The 1,577-nt window shown below is 54.3% G+C and carries 1 protein-coding gene and 1 pseudogene; both read right to left on the reverse strand.

The window, feature by feature from the left end; translation table 11 throughout:
* Positions 1 to 119 precede the first annotated feature (119 nt).
* Positions 120 to 308, reverse strand: coding sequence for a carbon storage regulator CsrA (csrA, locus tag DW49_RS0119695; RefSeq protein WP_002554157.1), 189 nt, complete (start codon positions 306 to 308; stop codon positions 120 to 122).
* 557 nt (positions 309 to 865) lie between these two features.
* Positions 866 to 1,474, reverse strand: a pseudogene (locus tag DW49_RS0119700) (GntT/GntP/DsdX family permease); the annotation flags it as partial.
* Between the last annotated feature and the right edge of the window lie 103 nt (positions 1,475 to 1,577).

The following is a 1,577-nucleotide window of genomic DNA, read 5'->3' on the forward strand; positions in this document are numbered from 1 at the left end:
TGGCCAAACTGGATCGTGATGCGTTCTTCAATGCTGAGTTCATGATATGACATAGGTTCACCGTACCGGATTGGTCAGGTGTTGCGCTCAGTTTTTGCCGCCGCCGGGTGTTGCAGGAATTATTGTGGGTCCTGGTTTGGAGCCAGTTCCGCCTGGATACGTTTGTAGATTTCTTCACGATGCACTGAAACATTTTTGGGTGCATTGATGCCCAGGCGGACCTGAAGCCCTTGAACGCCAAGAATCGTGACGGTGATCTCGTCACCGATGTTTATGCTTTCGCCTACTTTGCGAGTGAGTATCAACATAATCTTTTCCTTGATGGCCTCTTGAAAACGCCTCTCTCAAGAGGCTGGCGTTTGCCTTTGCGTGGTGATTGTTGCCGAGTGCATCCAAATGCATCCGTCTTATGACGTCACACTGGTGAATTTAATTCCCTCGGTTCATTTTCTTGTCATCGAGATTTGCATCCCCGATACGACGAGCGCGCCAATTCTGCCCGTTTCGACGTGAAAATGCCCGTATTTACTGGCGTAACATGAAAAGTAACGTGAACAGCCGCACGCTTCCAGGTCATCCTTGCCTCGCTCGAGGGGATTGGCGAGCCAATCTCCACGTGAGTATAAGCGTAGGCATGACTTGCAAACATTGCCCGAGCTTTCTGAAAATTCAAATGAAAGTGCTGCGCGAGGGTGTAGGAAAGGGCAGCTTGCGGAAGGTAGATTCAGTCGTGCGAGGTGTGTTCGAGCCTTGTGACAGGTCGATTCTGTGCAGGGCGACGGACCGTCAGCGGGGGGAGGAAGTCTGGTCTGGCACAGGCCAATGCGGGTTATGACACCCGCAAAGACCGTGTGTAACGCTGGGGTTAAAGCGCCATCGACAACAGCATGATGAAGATCAGGCCGACCACCGACAGGATGGTTTCCATCACTGTCCAGGTCTTGAACGTTTCGGCAACGGTCATGTTGAAATACTGTTTAACCAACCAGAAACCGGCGTCGTTGACGTGCGACAGGATCAGCGAGCCAGCACCCGTGGCCAGCACCAATAGCTCGCGATTGACGCCTGGAATCAGGCCAACCACTGGCGCCACAATCCCTGCACCGGTAATGGTTGCCACGGTAGCCGAACCGGTTGCGATGCGAATCACCGCCGCCACCAGCCAGGCCAGCATGATCGGGTTGATCTGCGCCTGTACGGCCATGTGCCCGATGACATCACCCACACCGCTGGCCACCAGCATCTGCTTGAAGCCGCCACCTGCGCCGACGATCAGGACGATGGCAGCAACCGGTGCAAGGCTCTGGTCCAGCAGTTTCATGATTTTGGTGCGGTCAAAGCCGCGCGCCGCACCAAAGGTGTAAAACGCCAGCAACAGGGCCGCCAACAGGGCAGTGATCGGGTGGCCGATCAGGTCCATCCAGATGCGGAACATGTTGTTTTCCGGCAACACAACGTCAGCAAAGGTCTTGAGCTGTTGTCGCTGACCGAAAACTGACCCAGTAGAGGCTGTTCTGCCGACTGAAAACTGACCCAGGTGTTCAACTGCTTCTGCTCACTTTTTGAGCAGGAGAACA

Source organism: Pseudomonas avellanae BPIC 631, from assembly GCF_000444135.1.
Lineage (GTDB): Bacteria > Pseudomonadota > Gammaproteobacteria > Pseudomonadales > Pseudomonadaceae > Aquipseudomonas > Aquipseudomonas avellanae.

Coding starts and splice junctions, on each gene's coding strand:
- csrA (WP_002554157.1), bottom strand. CDS start 308: ATGTTGATACTCACTCGCAAAGTAGGCGAAAGCATAAACATCGGTGAC.